General features: G+C 45.3%; 13 protein-coding genes. 4 read left to right on the top strand and 9 right to left on the bottom strand.

Annotated elements, in window-relative coordinates; translation table 11 throughout:
- The first annotated feature begins 93 nt into the window (after window positions 1-93).
- Window positions 94-2,157: an ATP-binding protein gene (locus tag OCV56_RS22220; RefSeq protein WP_086714689.1), complete on the top strand. Its 2,064-nt coding sequence runs from the start codon at window positions 94-96 to the stop codon at window positions 2,155-2,157.
- Window positions 2,158-2,275: 118 nt separating this feature from the next.
- On the opposite strand, the gene OCV56_RS22215 is transcribed toward OCV56_RS22220, so the two are convergent.
- The 7 genes from OCV56_RS22215 to OCV56_RS22185 all read right to left on the bottom strand — a co-directional run bounded on the left by OCV56_RS22215 (window position 2,276) and on the right by OCV56_RS22185 (window position 11,014).
- Window positions 2,276-4,726, bottom strand: a complete 2,451-nt coding sequence (locus OCV56_RS22215; protein ID WP_086714688.1) for a family 20 glycosylhydrolase — start codon at window positions 4,724-4,726, stop codon at window positions 2,276-2,278.
- Window positions 4,727-4,803: 77 nt separating this feature from the next.
- Window positions 4,804-5,499: an oligogalacturonate-specific porin KdgM family protein gene (locus OCV56_RS22210; protein ID WP_086714687.1), complete on the bottom strand. Its 696-nt coding sequence runs from the start codon at window positions 5,497-5,499 to the stop codon at window positions 4,804-4,806.
- Window positions 5,500-5,673: 174 nt separating this feature from the next.
- Entirely contained in the window at window positions 5,674-6,303 is a 630-nt protein-coding gene (locus OCV56_RS22205) for a bifunctional 4-hydroxy-2-oxoglutarate aldolase/2-dehydro-3-deoxy-phosphogluconate aldolase (RefSeq protein WP_086714686.1), read from the bottom strand.
- Window positions 6,304-6,322: 19 nt separating this feature from the next.
- The gene (locus OCV56_RS22200) at window positions 6,323-7,270 is read right to left on the bottom strand and encodes a sugar kinase (protein WP_086714685.1); all 948 of its coding nucleotides are present in this window, start codon (window positions 7,268-7,270) and stop codon (window positions 6,323-6,325) included.
- Between the two features lie 92 nt (window positions 7,271-7,362).
- On the bottom strand, window positions 7,363-8,877 hold the full coding sequence (locus OCV56_RS22195) for a sodium:solute symporter family protein (protein WP_086714684.1): 1,515 nt from the start codon (window positions 8,875-8,877) through the stop codon (window positions 7,363-7,365).
- A 206-nt stretch (window positions 8,878-9,083) separates the two neighbouring features.
- Window positions 9,084-9,476: a RidA family protein gene (locus OCV56_RS22190; protein WP_061016111.1), complete on the bottom strand. Its 393-nt coding sequence runs from the start codon at window positions 9,474-9,476 to the stop codon at window positions 9,084-9,086.
- Between the two features lie 104 nt (window positions 9,477-9,580).
- On the bottom strand, window positions 9,581-11,014 hold the full coding sequence (locus OCV56_RS22185; protein WP_086714683.1) for an N-acyl-D-amino-acid deacylase family protein: 1,434 nt from the start codon (window positions 11,012-11,014) through the stop codon (window positions 9,581-9,583).
- A 176-nt stretch (window positions 11,015-11,190) separates the two neighbouring features.
- Here OCV56_RS22185 and OCV56_RS22180 point away from each other — a divergent pair, with 176 nt between their 5' ends.
- Complete coding sequence (locus OCV56_RS22180; protein ID WP_086714682.1) at window positions 11,191-12,465, top strand: amino acid deaminase; 1,275 nt, start codon at window positions 11,191-11,193, stop codon at window positions 12,463-12,465.
- A 177-nt stretch (window positions 12,466-12,642) separates the two neighbouring features.
- Complete coding sequence (locus OCV56_RS22175; RefSeq protein WP_017062019.1) at window positions 12,643-13,506, top strand: MurR/RpiR family transcriptional regulator; 864 nt, start codon at window positions 12,643-12,645, stop codon at window positions 13,504-13,506.
- A 122-nt stretch (window positions 13,507-13,628) separates the two neighbouring features.
- Here OCV56_RS22175 and OCV56_RS22170 read toward each other — a convergent pair whose 3' ends face one another.
- Both OCV56_RS22170 and OCV56_RS22165 read right to left on the bottom strand, forming a co-directional pair.
- Window positions 13,629-14,171 carry an AAA family ATPase gene (locus tag OCV56_RS22170; protein WP_086714681.1) on the bottom strand — a complete coding sequence of 181 codons (543 nt, stop codon included), beginning with the start codon at window positions 14,169-14,171 and terminating at the stop codon, window positions 13,629-13,631.
- A 23-nt stretch (window positions 14,172-14,194) separates the two neighbouring features.
- Window positions 14,195-14,737: a hydrolase gene (locus tag OCV56_RS22165; protein WP_086714680.1), complete on the bottom strand. Its 543-nt coding sequence runs from the start codon at window positions 14,735-14,737 to the stop codon at window positions 14,195-14,197.
- Window positions 14,738-14,926: 189 nt separating this feature from the next.
- On the opposite strand from OCV56_RS22165, the gene OCV56_RS22160 reads away from it, so the two are divergent.
- Window positions 14,927-15,496, top strand: a complete 570-nt coding sequence (locus OCV56_RS22160; RefSeq protein ID WP_086714679.1) for a porin family protein — start codon at window positions 14,927-14,929, stop codon at window positions 15,494-15,496.
- Window positions 15,497-15,660 lie beyond the last annotated feature (164 nt).

The raw sequence follows: 15,660 nt of genomic DNA, 5'->3' as shown, positions 1-15,660 counted from the left end.
CACTCTCCACCTTCCAAGCAATAAAACAGTGAAGCTTCGCATCTCATTAATTTGGATAGGCAACTCACTAATTTTAAAAGGATTTAATCAAGTATGATTAACAACAATCGATATTGGTTATTCCTGTGTGCCTGTTTATTGATTGGTTTGGTTCAGGTCACCACCAAGAATGGCATCAGCCAGTGGAAGCTTGAACAAGCCCAACGCTATGCCGAACAGCGCTTCCTTGGTTACATTGCTGAGGCAAGGCGAACCCTGAAGCGTTTCTATTATCTGCCCTATCTGGTAACCAATGATGAAACCACGGTGCGTTATATCGATGGTGAAGACAGCCTTGAAAAACGCATCAAGAAACAGCTGATTCAATTGGATAAAGCCGCTAATACCAAGGGTTGGTATCTGCTTTCTGGCGAAGGGGACTTGTTGGTATCGAGTGTCGAAAGAAGCAAACTGAGCAATAAAAACGCCAGCACGATTGTTTCTAAAATCCACCAGCAAGGTGGTGCGATTTCAGTGGTGACAAAAAACAAAGGCGTGACGCCCGATTACTTCATAGCCGCACCCGTTTATCGAGCGTCAGATGTGGTTGGCATTGTCGCAGTACAAATCGATTTGTCATTGTTAACCGATCAATGGTTTGCCGATGGTGAAGCGATATTGTTCCAAAACCCTCGAGATCAGTTCTTTCTCTCCAGTGACAACAAGCTAAGTGCCGATTGGTTCAATGACACCTTCAATTCTCAGCCGACAGCGACAAAGCGCGAGTTGTATGACCAAACCCACATTCGCGTGTGGCGACTGCAAGGTAAAGACTATCTAATTCAGTCGATCAAGTTAGACGACCTCAATTGGCGTTTAACCTACCTCACCCCATTAACTAGCCTCAATCAAACCACTAACTGGATCAGCTGGAGCGTCGCGGTAGGCTGTCTTTTCATCATGCTATTGCTGGTCATTCTCTACCAAAGACGCCAGAAGAAACTCAGCAACCTACGAATCCAAAAGCTGATTGAAGAGTCTGAAAAACGGTTGTCCGGAATGATCAACAAGACCCACGTTGGACTTGTGCTGATCGATAAACACGGTCACATCCACGACATTAATCTGATGGCGAAGAACTACTTCTGCCTATCCGATTCGATGATTAATAATATCAAGGCATGGCAGCTTTTTGAGGCCGGTAACCCGAACTCAACCACTTTGCAGTTGCTAAAGAACTTGGAACAACATCAGGAGCTAGCCGAGATCACCAGCGTCGAAACCATGGCAAGACGCAGCGATGGCAGCTACTTCCCGGTGTTGTTCTCTATTAGTGCCTTTCCTTGGCATGCCACGACCTATTACTTGTGTACCGTGATTGATATCAGTAAACGTAAGAAAGCGGAGATCGCAGTTCAGGAAGCCAATAAAACGCTGCAACTACGAGTAGAAGAGCGAACACAAGACCTCAAAGATGCACAGCAAGAGTTGGTCGAATCAAGCAAGCTTGCCGCACTAGGTCGCATGTCGAGTGCGATTACTCACGAGCTTAATCAGCCTCTTACTGGCCTAAAAACCCTGCTTTCAAGTAACCAGTTACTGATGGAGAGAGGCGAGACTAAGATGTTGAAAGCGAACATGGACTTGGTAATGACCCTCATCGACAGAATGGCTAACATGACCAGCCAGTTGAAGTCGTTCGCCTTCCAAAGACTAGAAAAACCTTACCCAGTTTCACTAACAGACGCACTGCAAGAAACCCTGCGTATTCACCAAGCACAATTAGAAAGCGTCGATATCCGCGTGCGTGTCGCCTCTAATATTTCGATGATAATGGGAGAAGAAGCGCGGCTAAGACAGGTACTTGGTAATCTCTTAAGAAATGCCATCGATGCCACGGAAAATCAGACGCCAGCGACCATTGTTATCAGCGCTCATACCGAACAACAACGTGTGATCATCAAGGTGCAAGATAACGGTTGTGGCGTATCCGAAGACCAACTCGAAACCATTTTCGAACCCTTCCACACCAACAAAAAAATGGGCGAAGGCTTGGGGTTAGGGCTAGCGATTACAGCCAACAATGTACGGGATATGCAAGGCACCTTGATAGCAAAGAACAACCCAGACCAAGGCATGACATTCTCATTAACGCTACAGAACATTGATAGTAAGTAGTCACTTACATAGAGCTTAGAATTCACATCCAATTGAGATGCTAAAACTAAAAACCGCCCACAGGGGCGGTTTTGATTCACTTTTTAGCGTATGACTTGTTAGCTAATCAGTTAACGGCTTACTCAGCCAACTGCTTCAACAATAACTCTGTAGGGCGAACAATCGCGATAATCGATTCGTCGTAGATTTTCGCTGAGTCAGACAGTATCGCTTGGTAAGCATTCACGTCTGCTTCTCTCACCTTTTCGCCTGCTTGCGCTTTAGCAATCAAGGTTAACGCTAAATCTGCGACTTCAACGGTTTTCTCTGCAACCACCACAGTCTCTACCGAAGATACGTTGCCAGCAAAGACAGTTTTAGCCACTAGTGCAGCCGATTTTGCTTGCTGATAATGCTCAGCAAGTTGCTCCAATGCCTGTTGATTGCCTGTCGCTACTTCATTGACCAAATCTTGCATCTCATACACCGCGTAGCTTTCTACCGGCAGAGCATCAACAAAGCGGTTTAGGCGCTCATATTGACTGTACAAAGTGCCTTTAGGCTCTGTTGAGTTCCACTTCTCCCAGTTACGTGCGTAGTACTGTGCTGGTTCGGTGTACTTCGCAAGCACGCGCAGGTCGTGAATATCTTGACCTTTCGCAATACGTTTTAACAGCATGTCGGCATCCGCATGATGACGAAGTCCAACAGACACTTCAGACCATGTATCCATCGCTTTCATTCGCTTGTACATGCTGCGTTCGTCCGTCAGTTCTGCATCCGACCAGAAACGTTCTGCAATCGCGTAGCTACGAGGCCATAGGTAGTTTTCAACCGTGAGGCTGTCTTTGTTCTCTAGCCACATGGTGATCTCGCCGCCCAAGATAAGCTCTTTTTCTTTATCTGTTAATTCCGCAGGGTAACCACCATTCGGTTCAGGAATCACGCTGCCTTCTACATCGCTGCTCGCAATCACTTCACCTGTGGTTGGCCAGCGCACGTTACCAATTAACTGATAGCTGCCTTCCGCAAACCCATTTGGATTTAGGTTCAGATTGAACTCGGTGTACGACATGAAGTTATCGAAGTGGCCGACAAAGGTTTTACCCGGCACATAATCAAGGATGTAGATCTCTTCACGAGACTTACCGTTGTAATCACTGAACGCGCGGAAAGTACCGTCTTTCGCTTCAATGATAGTCAGTGTTCCCTTACGTGGGCTGCCTTTAGAGCGAGGCTTTTGCCATTGGTAAGTCACAAACTTCTCACCACTGTGCAGCTTATCGTCAACCGTGATACCACTTGGCATTGGATCATTGCGGTAATGGTAGCTGGTTGGCTGAGGCTGATCTAAGTAGTAACCCGTAGAAAGAATACCTGGGTAACCTTCTTTTGCCGCACGACCAATACTGTCGTGTCCTTGCCAGCTTTGAATCACGATAGAAGTTGGCAGATCTTTATGCCAAATCTCATCCCAACCGGTCATCTTCTTGCCGCGTTCTTCCAGCATCTTTTCAACTTTTACGTTGAGGTAAGACTGCAAACCGCGCTCGCCATCGATATTGTTCTCTTCGATGAACTGTTGGTGCTTTTCGCTGTTTTTCCACTGCGCATAGTTCGGCTCATCTCCACCAATGTGGAAATACTCATCTGGGAATAGTTCTGTCACTTCGTCGAACACGTCGCCCAGCATTTCATAGAGCTCTGGGTTAAGTGGGTCCATCAATGGCTCAAATACACCCCAGCCACGTTCTTGTTCGTAGCTTTGACCTTCACCACCCGACATCAAGCGTGGGTAAGCGTGCGCCACTGCAGAAGAGTGACCCGGCAGAGAAACTTCAGGAATCACACGAATACCAAGGTTACGTGCATACTCAACTAGGTAACGAACTTGGTCTTTGGTGTAGTAATTACCATCAGCGGTTTCTGACCATAGACGCGGCCAAGATTCCGTTTGAATACGGATACCTTGGTCGTCCCAGAAGTGCCAATGAAAAACGTTCATCTTCGCCGATGCCATCGCATCTAACTGACGAATCAGCACATCGAATTCAATGAAATGACGCGAGGTATCATAAGAGACACCACGCCAACGGAAACGAGGCTCATCGACAATTGTTACGGCAGGAATATGGTAGCCAGTCGCTGTCGTTTCGACGAGCTGTAAAAGGGTTTCAATGCCGTGAATTGTGCCGTATGGGCTTGGTGAGCTCAGCGTGATTTGATCACCCTGAGTGGTAATTTTGTAGGACTCAACAGAATCGATGTTCTGTACTTCAGACTTTGGCGCCGCATCGATATCAATGATCAGGTTCGCTTCATCCGCGCTATCACCCTGCCAATTTAGAATCGGCACACCCGTCTGACGCTCAAGGCGATCAATAAAGCGTTTCGCTGTATATTCGACACGGTCAGAGTTAAAGCCTTTGATATAAACTTTAAAATTACCATCTACTTTCACTTGGCCAGATTTTAATTCCACAGTTTGTGGATAAGGCATTAAATTCAAGTCTGTATTTGGAGCCATTGCTAAAGCCATTGGAGAAACTACTGAACCGGATATCAATAGTGACAATATAGTTTTTTTCATTATTAATTTTCCTATATAACTTTCATTGTATTTTATTTATCAGAGCCTATTCACAAAAATAACTAGGCTATGTTGTTTTAGAATGAGAAATTAACACCAACTCGGAAACGCCAATCCGTTTTATCGTTTTCTGATTGCACCGTATCCGCATCAACTACTTCAGCGTATGGCCTCACTGTTGGTTTCCATTTGTAAACTGCTTTGACGGTATGCTCGCGGGCATTTAGATCGCCGGTTGCAAGCTCTGTCGTATGATGCGTAATCTGGTCAAAATACGTAAAGGCATACGAAATCATGTATTTATCTGTATTGTATCCCGTCCAAATATCATAACGGTTTCGCTTTGCTGTCTCTTCATCGCCATAGTCATTCACTAAAGCTTCGGTCGAAAAGTCATAACGATAACGGCCATGTACAAAGAGCCCATTGTCAAAGTTGTAATTAAGCTTTAGATAAGGCATCAAGAAGGTATTTGAGCCTTGAAAATTCATCACTACGCCAGGGTTCAGCATAAAACTGTCATTGATGGCATAGGTGTAATAATGGGTAAACTCGGTATTAATCACCTTCGTTTCGTCATACGCTCCCGCTGCATGTCGAACATTCGTCAGTGTTTCTAAACCATACCCATTATCAAAATGGTGACCAACAATAAAACGACTTCGATACTGATCTGTCGTACTTCGATACTCTGCCCTTAAATCGACATAACCCCCGGCAGTTGAGGTCATTGGTAATAATGCTAGTAGTGTTAATGGAAGTAATTTTTTCATAGTTCACCGATATTATGATTATAAAAACCCACCGCACATTGATATATGCAGAAAAGTGTAAATTCGGAGACTACCTTTTGATTTCTTATTAATTATTTTGATTGTATAAAGTGTATTTATAGCTACTGCTCATATTCAGTAGCTATTATTTATTTTAATAAATGCTTAATTTAGCTATTTCACCAATTCAACGGCTTCACGAACCAACACTGCGATCTCATCCCACTGCTCGTTCTCAATCATCTTCGGAGAAACCATCCACGTGCCACCACAACACACCACGCGATCCACCGCTAAGTAATCATTCACGTTATGCTTGCCGATACCACCTGTAGGCATTAGTGACACATCAACGTAAGGCGCTAGCAAAGATTTCACCATGTTGATGCCACCAGAGGCTTCCGCTGGGAAGAACTTCAAGAAATTAAGACCAAGCTCAAGCGCTTGCTCTACTTGGCTTGGGTTGTTTACGCCAGGAACGATTGGCATACCGATCTCTTGGCAACGCTTAACCGTGTTTGGGTTTAGGCCCGGCGCTACGATAAACTCACTGCCCGCTTCTTTTGCAAGGTCGATCTGTTCTGGTGTCAGTACTGTGCCTGCACCGATACACATCTCTGGGTAGGCGTCACGCATCGCATGAATTGAATCCGCTGCCGCTTCAGTACGGAAAGTCACCTCAGCAACTGGCAGGCCATTTTCTACTAACACTTTTGCTAGTGGAATCGCGTGTTCTACCTTGTTGATTTGAATAACAGGGATAACTTTAAATTGCTTAAGTGTGTTGATCATTTCTTGAGACATAATAATTCCGCTTTTTATTTTATTTTTTAATCAGTTGGCTCATAGCGCTCATAGGGATGATCGCGCCTGAGTATTGAATAACGATTGAAGCCAGTTGGTGGCCGAGTTCAGCGGCTTCGGTAGCACTCTCGCCAGTGAAGCGCGCGGCTAAATAGCCCGCTGCAAATGAATCGCCAGCAGCGCAGGTGTCGACCACGTTAGAAACACGAGCCGCTGAGACATAATTCTCAACAATGTTGCCCTGGTCAACTTGAACAACCTTGCATGGTTCGCAGCCACGTTTGATGACGATCTCTTGGCAACCCAAACGAAGGCAGCGTTGTTGAACGCTCTCTGAGCTCCCCCATACAAGCAGGTCATCGTCTTCGGTAATCAATGCGATATCCACCAACGGCAGTAGCTTGGCATACCAATGTTGTGCTTGTTCGGTTGTCCAAAGCTGTGGGCGATAGTTATTATCAAAAATCACCTTACCGCCTTGGTTTGAGAAAACGCTAATAGCTTTAAGCAAGCGCTCACGAGAAGCGTTATCCAGAATCGCGATACTAATACCGCTGATATAAACCGCATCAACTTGTTTCTCTGTCAGCGCGATTTCAAGCTTATTCAGATCATTCGCTTGGAAATAAGATTTGACTGCCGCGTCGTTACGCCAGTAGTGAAAGTGTCGTTCACCAGTCTCGTCGGTTTCGACCATGTACAAGCCGGGCAGCTTGTTTGGGATGCGCTCTACGAAATTGGTTTGAATACCTTCTAACTGCCAGCTATCAATCATATTTTGAGACAGTTCATCGCCACCAAGACCTGTCGCGTAATGCACTGATAGGTCTTTATTTTGAGTTAAGCGAGAAAGGTAAAGTGCGGTATTTAGCGTGTCACCGCCAAACTTTTTGGTTAATGGAGAGCCGCTGATTTCGACCATACATTCGCCAAAGAAAGCAATATTGAAGAGAGAAGATGCCGACATAGCCGCTCCTAAAAATAGAGGTAATTAACTTTAGAAAAGGCCCTACTGCTAAGCAGGGCCTGAATTAAGCAAACCAGTTGTGGAGACTAGGTTTAGCTTGTTTGATTTGCAGGACGTTGTGGTGCCGCTTCTTCTTCAAGTACACCTGATTCAGACATTTCCATCTCCATCAGAGCGCGCTCATCATCAAGAATCGCTTTTGCCATTTCTGGTGTTACTTGGTTAGCCGGAGTACATAGGCTCACTGCGACACCTGCTGCTAGAGCAAACAGACATGAAGGAATCACAGGGTTGCCCCAGAATGCTGTGTAGTCAGCGTTTAGCATTACTACGAATGAAGCCACAGAAGCACCCGCTAGCGTCGCAAGCGCACCTTGCCAGTTGTAGCGTTTCCAGAATTTACCCAACATACCGCACACGAACATGCCCGACATTACCGTTGAAATCATCTTAGTGATGTAGCCAATGATGTCGTTTGACGTAAGGGCGAACAGCAATGCAAAACCAATCACCACAACCAGAGCTAAGCGAGAGTAGTTCAGCATCGACTCTTTGTTTGGTACACGGCCTGTGAACATCACGTAAACGTCACGCAGTAGGATAGACACGCCCGCAATCGCATCAGAGCTTGCACTCGACATCGTTGCAGAAAGACCGGCGATAAGAACAATCATGCCAACGCCAACCGGAAGAACCGTTGCAGCTACGTAAGGGAATGAGTAGTTCGGGTTATCCAATGATGGGTCGATTGCGTGCGCAGCCATACCAATGATTGCAGGGATGATTGAGAAGAAAAGGTACAACACACCCGATGCAACGAAAGAACGACGAATGGTTTTAACGTCTTTGCCTGAATAGATACGTTGGCGGAATGAAGGCGTTGCAAGTACACCCACGCCGATAACCACAGCCAAAGAAACCGCAGGCAGAAGACCCAGTTTATCGATTGCTAAAAAGCTCGTAGCAGCAGGGTCCATCGCAGCGTAAAGGTTATCCATGCCACCGATGTGGTCTACAGACATGACCGCCATTAGGATGAAGCCAGCAAAAAGGATGATAGCTTGGATAGTATCGGTCCACACAACCGCTGTGTAACCACCGATCACTACGTAAATAGTGAATGCCGCAGCAATAATGATTTTCGCAAGGTTAAGGTCGATGTCAGCAATCCACGCTAGGTACATGCCACCGCCTAGAATGTGCGCACCCAACCAACCGATTGACGCGATAAAGATAAGCAGACCAACCACGTTTTTAACGATTCGGTTAGCGCCTACATAGTAAGCTAGCTCTTCACTCATGGTCATGAAGTTCAGTTTACGAACCGGAGCAAACCAAAGGGCTAGCAATAGGATGCCTATCGCACCACCAATGCCGTACAGAGCGCCAGCCCAGCCATTCGCGTAGCCGAAACCTACCGCACCCATACTTGAACCCGTACCGACCATCGTCGCAACGGTTGTACCGAGTACTAAGAATAATGGCAGGCCGCGACCGCCCAATAAGAAATCTTCGCCAGATTTTTGGTTACGCGAGACAAACCAGCCTAACCAAATTAAAAATAATACGTACACGCCGAAGCCTGTAAGAAAAAGTGTGCTGTTCATTTGACACCTCTCAGTGAAATATTAAGCTCATTCCTGAACTTTTATTTATGATTCATTCATTTTATATTTCATATAATTACTTTATTTGTTTTGTATATTTTAATTAAAGTAATTTTTATAAATGTAGGGTGAGAGTATTAAAAGATAATAACAGGGATGACTACCCTCTAATACTCTCTAAGTAGGTTATTGTGATTAGGTTATAACTAAACGCGATCAGCGCGGTAGCAAGTCACATCTACTTCAACTTTCACGTCTACGACTAGGTCACAGACCATGCAAATACGAGCTGGTGGGTTAGCACCGAAGAACTCTTTGAATACCTTATTAAAAGATTGGAAGTAACGAGAATCCGTTAGCACAACCTTTACGTGTACTACGTCTTCTAGGCCGTAGCCCGCTTCAGTCATGATATCGACACAGTTTTGGATCGCTAGGCGAGACTGGTCAACAATGCCACCCTCAACCACTTCACCATCTGTCATCGGTGTCTGGCCAGAAACGTACAGGAAACCACCCGCTTCAGTTGCGCGTGCAAATGGTAAATGTTGTCCGCCTGTACCTGTACCGCCTTCAACACCGTAACGTTTAATAGTCATTTTTTAACTCCACTTCTTTATAGATAATATTGGTTCTGTTCCAACATATTTAAATTAATTCGTCATTTTTATATTTACCGTAAATTTAATTTGATAATTAAACTTTAGTTTCGGTAAATAAAAACGCCTGAACGATTATCTTTTACTTTTCCTTGCTGGTAAGTTAACTCACCATTTACAAATACGCTTTCTATTCCCGCAGCAACTGAAATAGGATTTTCAAATGTTGCTGTATCTTTAATATTCTTTGGATCAAATAAAACTAAATCAGCAAAAGCACCACAGCGAACTTCACCTCGGCCCGCTAAGTTGTAACGCTGAGCGGACATTCCGGTCATTTTGTGAATCGCTTCTGGCAACGAGAACAGTTTTTCATCTCGGCAGTAGTGACCTAACACTTTCGGGAAAGTGCCCCACAACCTTGGGTGTGGATGCGGGTCATTAGGTAAACCGTCTGAACCAACCATAGTCAGTTTATATTTCAATACGCGCTTTACGTCGTTCTCATCCATGCAGTGGTAAACCGCACCCGCAGGTTGAAGCGCTTTTGCTGCATCCATCAAGGGTAGGTTCATTTCATCAGCAATTTGCTTCAGCGTTTTGCCTGCATGTTCTGGTTTTGCTTCAGACCAAGTAATGAAGATGTCGAAATCGTCGGTCACTTGTTTCAAGTCTAATGTCGAAGAACTCGCTGAATATGGGTAGCAGTCGCAGGACACATCTTGATGCTCAGAAACCTTGTCCATTAAGTCGAGTACTTCAACCGTTCTTCCCCAGTTGCCCGCACCTGCACATTTAAGGTGGGAGATAACCACTGGAACTTTCGCGTATTGTCCTGTCTCAAACGCTTCTTCCATCGCGCTTAAGATCTCTTCAAATTCGGTACGCATATGCGTGGTATAGATGCCGCCATGGCTAGACAGCACTTTGGCTAACTGCATCACTTCGTTGGCGTTCGCTTGTTTCGCACTTGCGTAAGCCAGGCCAGAGCTCAAACCTAATGCGCCTTGCTCCATCGCTAAATCAAGGTTGGTTTGCATCTCTGCGATTTCTTCTTCGCTTGCAGTGCGTTGCAGATCGTCCATCACTTGGTTACGCAGTGTGGTGTGACCCACTAACGCTGCTACGTTTACTGCGGGTTGAGCTTGCTCTACCGCTTGTGCATACGCCGCAAAGGTTGGGTATTTAAAATCAGCCTGTGCGCCTAAAAGGTTCATAGGATCAGGCGGGTCGCCAGCCAAAACCGTTGGCGATGCACTGATACCGCAGTTGCCAACAATTACGGTTGTGACACCTTGGCTGATCTTAGGTAGGCAGTCTGGGTAACGAATTACGTTGGTATCGTCATGTGTATGTACATCGATAAATCCAGGAGCCAATGCTAAGCCTGCTCCCTCAACCAATTGGCCACAATCTTCGTGATCGATCTGACCAATTTCGGCGATTTTTCCATCGCGGATTGCTACATCGGCACAAAACGATTGTTCGCCGGTGCCGTCAAACACCTCTACATTTTTGATTATCGTATCGAACAACATTTTTCACTCTCTCAATCCACTGTGTTGATGGAGCTATATTAAGAATCCAGCCGATTATTTTCAGTGACAAAACACACAGAATATTTTAATTTGTGTGATAGTTTCTATCAGAAAACAGATTGCAGATATATTTAAACATTAAATAACAACAACTTAAATCGTGTTAGGAATCAACAATGAAACATACCCCTGAACAAGAAAATGTTAGAAAGTATCAAAAAGAAGGTTTTATCTTGACTGAAAAAGGCCAAAAAGGGAGAGCAATGTCACAACCTGAGAACGATGTTTATCGACTGGTTGATGAAGATATCTCGCTTCCTGTTGCGGTTATCAAACAATCGGCATTAACCAATAACCTAAATTGGATGCAATCATTCGCCGAGCACCATCAGGTGAAATTATCACCACACGGCAAAACATCGATGACTCCTGACTTTTTCCGCCAACAGTTAGAAAATGGCGCTTGGGGAATTACTGTCGCGACACCAGCACAAGCAGAAATTGCGGCGATGGCTAGGGCAAAACGAATCATTATGGCCAATCAATTGGTGGGTAAAACCAACATGGCGATCATCGAACAACTTATTCGCGAGTTTGATGTCGATTTCTATTGTTGCGTGGATTCATCAGTCAACGTGCAGCAACTCAGCCAATATTTCTCCAACAAAAAGCAAACGCTAAAAGTTCTAATCGAGTTTGGTGTTCCGGGTGGTCGTTGTGGTTGTCGTTCACCGCAAGAGGTTCTAGAACTGGCTCAAACCATCCAGAACTCACCATCTCTTTCGCTAGCAGGAATTGAGGTGTATGAGGGGGTAATTCACGGTGATAACGCAGAGCAAGATATTCGTACCTTCTTAAATCAGGCACTAGCATCTGTCGAAAGCCTCACATCAGATGGACTGATTGCAGGGCAACCGATTATCACAGGTGCAGGTTCCGCTTGGTATGACGTGGTTGCGGAATGTTTGGCGAACCTAACCAATTACTTGGCAATCATCCGTCCTGGTTGTTACGCCATTCACGATACTGGGATCTACCTAGATGCCCAAAGCAAGGTGTTGCAACGCGCCCAAGTTAATCAAGGCTATGCGTGTGAATTGGGTGGTGATTTAGAATCGGCGCTTGAGGTGTGGGCATATGTAATCTCTCGCCCAGAGCCTACCAAGCTAGTGGTTGGGCTAGGCAAGCGTGATGTGGCCTTTGATGCGGGTTTACCGATTGCAGAACGTGGTTATCGCAACGGCGAATCTATCCCTGTAAAAGGGTTAACGGCTACAGCCGTGATGGATCAACATACTTTTGTGGAAACGGACGGTTCTTCAGAGATTGAAGTGGGCGACATGATTGCGTTCTCAACCTCGCACCCGTGTTTAACCTTCGACAAATGGCGCTACATTGCCATCAGCGATGACGAACATCAGGTGACCCACTGGGTAGAAACCTGCTTCTAGTTCGATTTTTCGATAAGCTAGAATCAGCGAAGCAATCAGATATACTAACGGGGCTAAGGCTGAGTTTTATATAGGTTAGTGCTCAATGGCTTAATGCTAAATAGCTAGGTTATTACGAGTTAGGTTATTAAAAACTAAGCCATAACGGTTAGCCCCATCAACAAAGGATCAGGATTCTTGAGTTTAGAAGTAGATATCATTTCACAGATAACAGAGCGTTTTCCCGCTCTTCGTGATGCAGAGAAGAAAGTGGCTAAGCTGATCATGGACGACATTGATTTTGCTGCCAATGCCAGCATCACAGAGCTTGCTGAAAGTGCTCAAGTGAGTGAAGCCACCATTACGCGTTTTGCTAAGGCTATCGGCTGCAGCAACGTACGTGATATGAAGATAAAGCTTGCTCAAACACTGACAGTCGGCCAGCGTTTTATTCTCGAACCTGTTGACCAAACGGGTTATCAAGGTATCTACGAATCGATCAAGCAGAGCCTAGACATCAACCGCACCTTGTTCAAAGAGCAAGACGTTGAAACCGCTGTCAGCTGGCTGCATAACGCCAGACAGATCATTGCTATCGGCATGGGTGGTGGCTCGACCATCGCTTCTCAAGAGCTGCAACATCGACTGTTCCGACTGGGCTACCCGGTGGTCTCTTATAACGATGGATTGATGTCACGTATGGTTGCCGCTACAGCAGATGCCAATGATGTGATGGTGATGATCTCAGCAACCGGTTTTACGCCAGTAATCACTGAAACGGCAGAACTGGCCAAGCAGTATGGCCTTAAGATCATTGCAATTACCCCACAAGATACACCGCTGGCAAAGATTGCCGACATATTGTTACCTATCAAGCATATGGAAACAGACTTCATCTACAAACCGTCGGCGTCTCGCTACGCAATGTTAGCCTTAGTGGATGTGCTTTCTATGGGGATAGCAGTCAATCATAAGAATCGATCTCGCGACAAACTACGCCGCTTGAAGGTTGCTTTAGACTCCTACCGAGGTGGCGGCGACCGACAACCTCTCGGTGATTAAACGTTACCGAGACTAAGCTTCCCACAGGTCAGTAAAAATTGAATCTAGATAGAAAAGCCCCGCATTAATCACTCAATCGAGTTGATACTGTTGGGCTTTTTTAGTTTGGATGTTTCCTGAAATCACTCATCTGAGTTAATGGAATTTAAAATGAACTCAACTCGTTCTTCAACAGAGCTCTTCGGCACTTCCACCAGCTGATAACCAAATCGGGTATAAGCTTCCACCATCTTTTCATGGGTAACGACAGCCTCTTCAAAATCCTGTTTACGCTCTTGGTCATTGACGAAAATCGCCTCCCAAGGTGGGAAAATAAACACCGTGGTGCTGTATTCAAGTTCATTGCAGAGATCTAACAAGGAATCTGGAATAGGCAGTGCTTCTAACAGGCTGTAGCCGTATGAATCGACAATGCATCTATCAAAGAAAACGGGCAGGTTACTCGCCTGAAACGCCTGATAATTGGCTAATTCTTCTCGCACCATCTCATCACGAAAGGCCACTTTATCTGACCAAGGCAAAGCACTCCCTTGTTGCTCGACTTGTTGTTGAATCACTTTACGGCCGACTTCTGGTGCACAACGATAACCCTGATTTTTCAACGCGTCGATGACCGAGGTTTTGCCAGATCCCGGCCCACCGGTAAATACGATTAGATTATTCAAATAGACCTCTTCATAGGGGAAAGTTAACGAATCAAAGATAGAATGGACTTGAATTCTGGTTCGCGGCAATCTTTCACTAGTTCGTATAAACTCATTTCCAGCCCTGTGATTTGGACGCCTGCTTCCCGCATTCGGCAAATAGCCAGGTCCTTGTTGAGCACCGTTCTAGAACTAATACAGTCGCTAACGACTTCAACCTTATAGCCAAGGTCCAACAGCCCCATTGCGGTTTGATAGACACAAATATGAGCCTCAATGCCACACACTAACCAAGTCTCTACATCCTTAGCTTGTTGCACCGCCTCAACAAATTTAGGTTCGTCGCACGCGTTGAACGTGAATTTAGGTATCGGCTTAATATCGTTCAATAAGCCATTTAGTTCGCTAACTGTCGGCCCCAACTTCTCTGGGTTCTGCTCCAAACTAATCGTTGGTAGACCCAATACCTGTGCGCCTTCGATCAACCTTTCACAGTTAGTAATCAGAACCTCGCTCTCATCAACAAGGCGTGCAAGCTTGCCCTGAACGTCCACAACCACCAAGCCTGTCTTTTGCCTCATTAGCATGTGTATTCCTTGTTTTTGGCAGCCTAACTCACTACGCAATCTGATGGGTACGTTTTCTACTATGTAACGATTTAGCTTACAAAGCCATACAGTAATAGGTATAAGACTACGGAATAATACTCACCAACGGTCGAAAGACCGCAAAACAAAAATTGATACCGGCATGACATTAAAGAGTGAGTAAGAACGATGAACAAATTAGCGAAATCAGCATTAGCACTGGGCTTAATCAGCGCGGTTTCTCTTCCAGCATTAGCAGCAGGTACTGACGGCGGCGCTTACATTGGTGGCGGACTTAGCATCTATCAAGACTCAGATACGGATGGTGCTCCTAGCCTAGATTCAGATGGCATGGGCTACAACCTGTACGGCGGTTACCAGTTCAACCGTATCGTTGGTGTAGAGCTAGGTTACACGGATTACGCAGACTACAAAAATGCTGGCCAAAAGCTGTCGCCGACGTCTATTTCTGTATCAGCAAACCTAGGTTACACATTCGACAATACAATCCGCCCATTCGTATTGGCTGGTTTAAGCTCTGTTGATCTACATGCGAATAGTGCTGCTATGTATGATGACGATAGCGGTACCGGTTTCCACTTTGGTGTTGGTGTTGAATACACGCCAATCGAACACCTAACACTACGCCTAATCTCGCAAGCAGATGCTGTCAGCGTAGAGAACGACTTCGGTTCGTATAAAAGCGATAACACACTGGCATTCAACAGCATTAGCTTCGGTGGTTCATACAACTTCTAATGTGATTGAACCATGTAGAATAAGCTGAACATACTAATTCACTTTGCTGTTCCACCTTGTCATGAAGGTCACTCAGTAAAGTGAATTTTTTGTTTATACACACCCTATCGCGTCATTTCACTTTAGCCGGTTTATCGCTCACCATCATCTATTTGAACTGTATA

Source organism: Vibrio gigantis (assembly GCF_024347515.1).
GTDB lineage: Bacteria > Pseudomonadota > Gammaproteobacteria > Enterobacterales > Vibrionaceae > Vibrio > Vibrio gigantis.
Note: the sequence above shows the minus strand (reverse complement) of the source record. Positions and strands in the feature narration are given on the sequence as shown.

What these genes read in the sequence shown, in the direction of transcription:
- OCV56_RS22220 (WP_086714689.1), top strand. Translation starts at nt 94, where the DNA reads ATGATTAACAACAATCGATATTGGTTATTCCTGTGTGCCTGTTTATTG.
- OCV56_RS22215 (WP_086714688.1), bottom strand. Translation starts at nt 4,726, where the DNA reads ATGAAAAAAACTATATTGTCACTATTGATATCCGGTTCAGTAGTTTCT.
- OCV56_RS22210 (WP_086714687.1), bottom strand. Translation starts at nt 5,499, where the DNA reads ATGAAAAAATTACTTCCATTAACACTACTAGCATTATTACCAATGACC.
- OCV56_RS22205 (WP_086714686.1), bottom strand. Translation starts at nt 6,303, where the DNA reads ATGTCTCAAGAAATGATCAACACACTTAAGCAATTTAAAGTTATCCCT.
- OCV56_RS22200 (WP_086714685.1), bottom strand. Translation starts at nt 7,270, where the DNA reads ATGTCGGCATCTTCTCTCTTCAATATTGCTTTCTTTGGCGAATGTATG.
- OCV56_RS22195 (WP_086714684.1), bottom strand. Translation starts at nt 8,877, where the DNA reads ATGAACAGCACACTTTTTCTTACAGGCTTCGGCGTGTACGTATTATTT.
- OCV56_RS22190 (WP_061016111.1), bottom strand. Translation starts at nt 9,476, where the DNA reads ATGACTATTAAACGTTACGGTGTTGAAGGCGGTACAGGTACAGGCGGA.
- OCV56_RS22185 (WP_086714683.1), bottom strand. Translation starts at nt 11,014, where the DNA reads ATGTTGTTCGATACGATAATCAAAAATGTAGAGGTGTTTGACGGCACC.
- OCV56_RS22180 (WP_086714682.1), top strand. Translation starts at nt 11,191, where the DNA reads ATGAAACATACCCCTGAACAAGAAAATGTTAGAAAGTATCAAAAAGAA.
- OCV56_RS22165 (WP_086714680.1), bottom strand. Translation starts at nt 14,737, where the DNA reads ATGCTAATGAGGCAAAAGACAGGCTTGGTGGTTGTGGACGTTCAGGGC.
- OCV56_RS22160 (WP_086714679.1), top strand. Translation starts at nt 14,927, where the DNA reads ATGAACAAATTAGCGAAATCAGCATTAGCACTGGGCTTAATCAGCGCG.